The sequence below is a fragment of the Microbacterium sp. UBA3394 genome (genome assembly GCF_002358725.1).
In the GTDB taxonomy this organism is placed as follows: Bacteria; Actinomycetota; Actinomycetes; order Actinomycetales; family Microbacteriaceae; genus Microbacterium; species Microbacterium luteum.
Map to the genome: position 1 here is coordinate 1 of NZ_DEPK01000210.1, position 6,783 is coordinate 6,783.

At 70.7% G+C, this 6,783-nt stretch carries 5 protein-coding genes; 2 read left to right on the top strand and 3 right to left on the bottom strand.

The features are described 5' to 3' along the window. Positions 1 to 975: AMP-binding protein (locus tag B4E30_RS13040; RefSeq protein ID WP_286795528.1), on the top strand; the 975-nt coding region annotated here is incomplete at its 5' end. Between the two features lie 33 nt (positions 976 to 1,008). On the opposite strand, the gene ligA is transcribed toward B4E30_RS13040, so the two are convergent. The 3 genes from ligA to B4E30_RS13055 form a co-directional block, all read right to left on the bottom strand. Further along, the gene (gene ligA, locus B4E30_RS13045) at positions 1,009 to 3,267 is read right to left on the bottom strand and encodes an NAD-dependent DNA ligase LigA (RefSeq protein WP_286795529.1); all 2,259 of its coding nucleotides are present in this window, start codon (positions 3,265 to 3,267) and stop codon (positions 1,009 to 1,011) included. A gap of 67 nt (positions 3,268 to 3,334) precedes the next feature. Beyond that, positions 3,335 to 4,432, bottom strand: coding sequence for a tRNA 2-thiouridine(34) synthase MnmA (gene mnmA / locus B4E30_RS13050; protein ID WP_194385142.1), 1,098 nt, complete (start codon positions 4,430 to 4,432; stop codon positions 3,335 to 3,337). A 62-nt stretch (positions 4,433 to 4,494) separates the two neighbouring features. Then, entirely contained in the window at positions 4,495 to 5,658 is a 1,164-nt protein-coding gene (locus B4E30_RS13055) for a cysteine desulfurase family protein (protein ID WP_194385141.1), read from the bottom strand. 64 nt (positions 5,659 to 5,722) lie between these two features. On the opposite strand from B4E30_RS13055, the gene B4E30_RS13060 reads away from it, so the two are divergent. Next, a partial coding sequence (locus tag B4E30_RS13060) for an alpha-amylase family glycosyl hydrolase (RefSeq protein ID WP_286795530.1) occupies positions 5,723 to 6,783 on the top strand: 1,061 nt, incomplete at its 3' end.

Below are 6,783 nucleotides of genomic sequence, written 5' to 3' on the forward strand. Positions count from 1 at the left end.
CAGGCCCGAGCATGGGTTCCCACGATCACGCGCGGCGAAGGCTGCGTCGTCTACGCGGTGCTTCCGATGTTCCACGCCTACGGCCTCACGCTCTGCTTGACGTTCGCGATGTCGATGGCGGCCCGCCTGGTGCTCTTCCCTCGCTTCGATCCCGACATGGTGCTGTCAGTCACGAAGAAGCGGCCCGCGACGTTCCTCCCTCTCGTGCCGCCGATCGCACGACGCCTGCTCGCCTCGGCCGAGGAGCGGGGAGTGTCGCTGGCGGGAACCGGCATCGCGATCTCCGGCGCCATGGCGCTTCCCCACGATCTGGTCGTCCCCTTCGAGGCGGCCACCGGCGGCTATCTGGTCGAGGGGTACGGCCTGTCGGAGTGCTCCCCCGTCCTGATGGCCAACCCGGTCGCCCCCCACCGCGTCCCCGGAACCGTCGGACTCCCCCTCCCCGGCACGGAGTGCCGCGTCGTGGATCCCGAGGATCCCGGCCGCGACATGCCCCCGGGGGAGGCGGGTGAGCTGATCGTGCGCGGTCCGCAGGTCTTCGACGGGTACTTCCGCAAGCCGGAGGAGACCGCCGCCGTCTTCGCAGGCGACTGGTTCCGCACCGGGGATATCGTCACGATCGACGATGACGGGTTCGTCCGGATCGTCGACCGCATCAAGGAGCTCGTGATCACGGGCGGCTTCAACGTCGCTCCGACCGAGGTCGAGAACGCGCTGCGGCGGCACCCGAGCATCGCCGATGCCGCCGTCGTCGGCCTGCCCGACGATCGTGCCGGTGAGCAGGTCGTCGCGGCCGTCGTCGCCGCCGCCGGACACCGGATCGACCCGGAGGCGATCCGCGCCTTCGCCCGCGAGGAGCTCACGCCCTACAAGGTGCCCAAGCGCGTCGTCGTGGTCGACGAGTTGCCGACATCGTTGATCGGCAAGGTGCTGCGGCGGCAGGTGCGCGATCGACTCCTTGCCGACGACGTCTGAGCCGGGCGGCCGTCGCCGGACGGATGTCCGGGGTCAGGCCGGTTCCTCCAGCGCGGAGGGACCCTCGGTGACGAGCAGGTGGAACTGAGCGGCGTCGATCACCCGCACCCCGAGCTGCTCCGCCTTGGCGAGCTTGGATCCCGCGCCGGGACCGGCGGCGACGAAGTCGGTCTTCTTGGACACGCTCGAAGCCGCCTTGCCGCCCGCGTTGACGATCGCCTCCTGCGCTCCCTCGCGCGTGTAGCCCTCCAGCGTCCCCGTCGCCACGACGGCGACGCCTTCGAGCACGCCCCCCGCGACGGTCGCCGCCCCCGGTCCGGGGTGACCGGGAGTCGCCAATCGCGCGCCGGCCGCGGCCCATCGCTCGACGATGTCGCGATGCCAGTCGACATCGAACCATGCCTGCAGGGAATCCGCGATGATGCCGCCGACGCCGTCGACCGCCGCGAGCTCGTCGCGGGTCGCTGCCCGGATCGCATCGACCGATCCGAACCACTGCGCGAGGGCGCGGGCGGCGACCGGACCCACATGCCGGATGTTGAGCGCAACGAGGAAGCGCCACAGCTCCTTCGACCTCGCGCCGTCGAGATTCGCGAGCAGCGATGTCGCCGCGGCGGAGAGGATGTGCTCAGCGTCGCCGTCGAAATCGCCGCCGTCGTCGAACACGGGATCCGTGCGTTTGCGACGCCGCCGGAACGGCGACCGTGTATCGGGGGTGCCGTCTTCGAGCAGTCGAGGGAGACCGGTCTCGGCGTCGCGCACGACCACATCGATTCCGAACAGGTCGCGCGGACCGAGGTCGAACAGGCCCGCCTCGGTGCTCAGCGGGGGTTCCTCGGGGCGCACCGGCTGCGTGAGGGCGGCGGCGGACACCTCGCCCAGTCCTTCGATGTCGAGCGCACCGCGCGACCCGATGTGCTCGACGCGACCGCGCACCTGAGCCGGGCACGACCTGGTGTTCGGGCAGCGCAGGTCGATGTCGCCCTCCTTCGCGGGGGCGAGCGGTGAATCGCACTCCGGGCACCTCGCGGGCATCACGAACGCGCGTTCACCGCCGTCCCGCAGCTCGACGACCGGCCCCAGCACCTCGGGAATGACGTCGCCGGCCTTGCGGAGCACGACGGTGTCGCCGATCAGAACCCCCTTGGCCTTCACGACATCCTGATTGTGGAGGGTCGCCTGACGCACGACCGAGCCGGCGACCTTCGCCGGTTCGAGGACGGCGAAGGGCGTGGCGCGCCCCGTGCGTCCGACCGAGACCACGATGTCGAGCAGCTTGGTGTTCACCTGTTCCGGCGGATACTTGTAGGCGATGGCCCAGCGCGGGGCCCGGCTGGTCGCACCGAGCTCCTCGTGCATCGCAAGGTCGTCGACCTTGACGACGATGCCGTCGATCTCGTGCTCCACGTCGTGGCGGTGCTCGCCGTAATGACGGATGAATGCGGCGGCCTCCGCCGCATCGGGGACCACGCGGAAGTACGGGCTGACCGGAAGACCCCACGACGCCAGCAAACCGTACACCTCGCTCTGGGACGCGACCGGCGGATTCGGCCAGGCCCCGATCCCGTGCACCGTGAGCCGCAGCCGCGACAGCCGCTCGTGCATCGCCTGCAGCTGACGCTTGTTCTTGCCCTCGCGCTTCTGGCGCAGCGATCCCGACGCGGCGTTCCGCGGGTTGGCGAACAGGCGGTCGCCCTGCTCCTGCTGGAAGGCGTTCAGCGAGTCGAAGTCGGCGACCGTGAAGAAGACCTCGCCGCGCACCTCCACCAGAGGCGGATGCTCGTCTCCGTGCAGCGCCGACGGGATGCCCGCGATGCCGCGCACGTTCTCCGTCACGTCTTCGCCGACGCGACCGTCTCCGCGCGTGGCGGCGCTGGTCAGCCTGCCGTGCTCGTAGCGAAGCGACAGCGCGAGGCCGTCGATCTTGAGTTCGCACAGGAACGGCACGACGCGACCGGCATCGCGCTCCACGCGTGCCGCCCACGCCCGGAACTCCTCCTCGCTGAAGACGTTGTCCAGGCTCAGCATGCGCTCGGCGTGCGTGACCGGCGCGAACAGCGTGCCGGAGGCCGCGCCCACGGTGAGCGTCGGGGAATCCTGTCCCTGCAGTTCCGGGTGGAGCCGCTCGAGCTTGTCCAGGCGCTGCATCCAGCCGTCGTAGGTGGCGTCGTCGACGATCTCCGCATCGTCGCCGTAATAGGCGTCGCGCGCGGCGCCGATGCGGTCGGTGAGGGCTCTCACCTCGTCGCGCGCCTGGTCGAGAGTCAGCTCAGCCCGTTCACCTTCAGCCACCCCGTCAGTCTATGGACGCCCGCCGACACGACGGTCGGACGGGGCCGGAGCGGGATCGCGGCCACCCTCATGCGTCGACGGGAACGGCTGATTCCGTCCGGTCGATCGTGAACTGGCCGAGTACGCGCGTGCCGTCGTAGAGCACGGCCGTCTGTCCCGGGGCGACGCCGTCGAACGGCGTCTGCGGCTCGACGGTGATCACGTCGTCCTCGATCCACGCCAGCGCCGGCACCGGCTCCGCGTGAGCGCGGATCTGCACGTGGCAGGAGAAGTCCGACTCCGTCGGGGCCGCGCCCGCCCACGAGCGGCGCACGCCCGCGATGCGCGCGCACGCGAGCGCCTCCTTCGGTCCGACCACGACCGTGTTCGACACCGGCCTGACCTCGAGCACGAAGCGGGGCTTGCCGTCGGCTGCGGGCACGCCGAGTTGAAGTCCCCGACGCTGCCCCACGGTGAACGCGTGCGCCCCTTCGTGCGATCCCACGACCGCGCCGGCGCGATCGACGATGTCGCCCTTCTCCGCCCCGACCCTGTCGGCCAGCCACCCTCGGGTGTCGCCGTCGGGGATGAAGCAGATGTCATGACTGTCGGGCTTGCGGGCCACGGTCAGCCCCCGCTCTTCGGCTTCGGACCGGACGAGCTCCTTCGAGGGCGTGTCGCCCAGGGGGAAGTACGTGTGCGCCAGCTGATCGGCGGTGAGCACCCCGAGCACATACGACTGGTCCTTCGCGGCGTCGGATGCGCGGTGCAGCTCGAGTCCCCCCTCACCCTCGACGAGCGTGGCGTAGTGCCCGGTGCACACCGCGTCGAAGCCGAGCTCGAGAGCGCGCTCGAGGAGAGCGGCGAACTTGATCTTCTCGTTGCAGCGCATGCAGGGATTGGGCGTTCGACCGGCGCGGTACTCGGCGACGAAGTCATCGATGACGTCATCGCGGAAGCGCTCGGAGAAGTCCCACACGTAGAACGGGATGCCGAGTGAATCCGCGGCGCGACGGGCGTCCATCGCATCCTCGATCGTGCAGCAGCCGCGACTGCCGGCTCGGAGCGTGCCGCCTGCGCGCGACAGCGCCAGATGCACGCCGACGACGTCGTGACCGGCCTCGACCGCCCGGGCGGTCGCCACCGCCGAGTCGACACCGCCACTCATCGCCGCAAGGATCCTCATGCGAACCAGTCTAGGGACGGCGGACTGACCGGCGCCTGACCGCCGGTCCTCACCCGGCCTGCTCAGCGGGCGGCGCGAGCTCGCGACACCGCTTCCGGAAGCGCCGCGGACAACGCGTCGACGTCGTCGACGGTGCTCGTGCGACCGAGAGTGATGCGAAGCACCTGTCGCGCCGCCCGCTCGTCGAACCCCAGCGCCTGCACGACGTGGGACGGTTCGGGCACGCCCGCCTGGCACGCCGAGCCGGTGGAGACGGCGATCCCGCGTTGATCGAGCAGGAACAGCAGGGACTCGCCCCCCGCTCCCGGAAGATGCAGGTGCAGATTGCCCGGGATCCTGTCGATCGGATCTCCGAGGGGAACGACATCGGGGATGTCGCGGCGGATGGCCGCGAGCGCGCGCTCGCGCAGCGCGGAGAGGCGCCTGGCTTCCTCCTCCCGTTCGGCGACGGCGAGTTCGGCGGCCACGGCGAAGGCGGTCGCTCCGGCGACATCCTGCGTTCCCGCCCGCAGGGAGCGCTGCTGTCCGCCTCCGTGCAGCAGCGGCGTCGGCTCGGCGTGGCGCGACACCACGAGCGCGCCCACCCCCACGGGCCCTCCGATCTTGTGCGCCGACACGCTGAGTGCCACCAGCCCCGTTCCATCGCGGACATCGCCCCGCCACCGAGCGAAGTCGACGGGCACGTGCCCGAAGGCCGAGACGGCGTCGAGGTGGAGAGGCGTCCCCGCGGCGACTGCCTCCGCCGCGAGTGCCGGCGCGTCGTTGACGGTGCCGACCTCGTTGTTCGCGACGAGTGCCGTGGCCAGGGCCGCACCCGGGAGGGCCGCCCCGAAGGACGCAGGCGGGATGCGCCCCAGCCGGTCCAGCTCCACCGAGCGGACACGGGCCCCGCGGCGGGCTGCCAGCCATCCCACCGTGTCGAGGGTCGCGTGATGCTCGCCGTCGGGGAGGACGATCGCATCCCCCTCACCCCCGCGCGCGTCCCACAGGCCCTTGATCGCCAGGTTCACCGCTTCGGTGCCTCCCGACGTGAACACCACCTCGATCGATCCGCATCCGAGCACCGCTGCGAGCCGTTCGCGCGCCTCCTCCAGGAGGCGGCGCGCGCCCTGGCCGGCGGCGTGGATCGCCGACGCATTGCCGACGCGCGTCTGCACGTGCACCCAGGCGTCGCGCGCCTCGGGGCGCAGCGATGTGCCGGCGGCGTGATCGAGGTAGACGACCATCCCCCTCCTTCGACGGTCTCGCGTCCGAGTGCTGCCTTCTCGCGGCGTCACTACTCTAGATCGCATGTCCCCCGCCCCCTCCACTGCGCCCGCGCCGGCTCTTTCCTCGCCCGCTTTCGACGATCTGGGAGTCACCCTGCACGACGGCGGCGGCACCCTCCGCGTGTGGTCAGAGGACGCGGATGCGATCGAGCTCGTGGTCTTCGATGACGCCGACCTCGACTGGAGCATCGCGGACATCCCGCTGGAACCGGTCGGTGACGGCGTGTGGAGCGTGAGCAGCGATCTGCTGCGGCCGGGTGCGCGATATGCCGTGCGCGCGGACGGCCCACGCACGCCGGGGGCCACCTTCAACCGTGGCACGCTGCTCATCGAACCGTACTCCCGGGGCCTGGCCACCGGTGACGGGTACGAGGACTGGCGGTCGGTCGTGGTGGATCGGAGCTTCGACTGGGGAGGCGTCACGAAGCCGCTCACCCCCATGGATCGCACCGTGATCTACGAAGGTCACGTGAAGGGACTCTCCAAGCGCCACCCGGGAGTGCCGCCCGCGCTGCACGGCACGTATGCAGGCCTCGCGCATCCGGCGATGATCGAGCACTACCAGCAGCTCGGGGTGACCGCCCTGCAGCTGCTGCCCATTCATGCATTCGCCACGGAACCTCGGCTCCTGCAGCACGGGCTGGCCAACTACTGGGGCTACAACTCGCTGAACTTCTTCACCCCCCACGCCGCGTACGCGACCGAGGAGAACCGTCGCCGAGGCCCTGACGCGGTCCTGCGCGAGGTGAAGGGAATGGTGAAGCTCCTGCACGAGGCGGGCATCGAGGTCATCCTCGACGTCGTCTACAACCACACCAGCGAAGAAGGTCTCGGCGGACCCCGCACGAGCCTGCGCGGTCTGGACAACCGCCACTACTACCGGCAGCAGGACGACGGCACCTACATCGACGTCACCGGGTGCGGGAACTCGCTGAACACCGCAACGGACGCCGCCGCCCGTCTCGTGCTGGACTCGCTCCGATACTGGGCGCAAGACGTGCAGATCGACGGCTTCCGCTTCGATCTCGCCGCCACCCTGGGCCGCGACGCCGCCCACGCCTTCACCCCGGACCATCCCCTGCT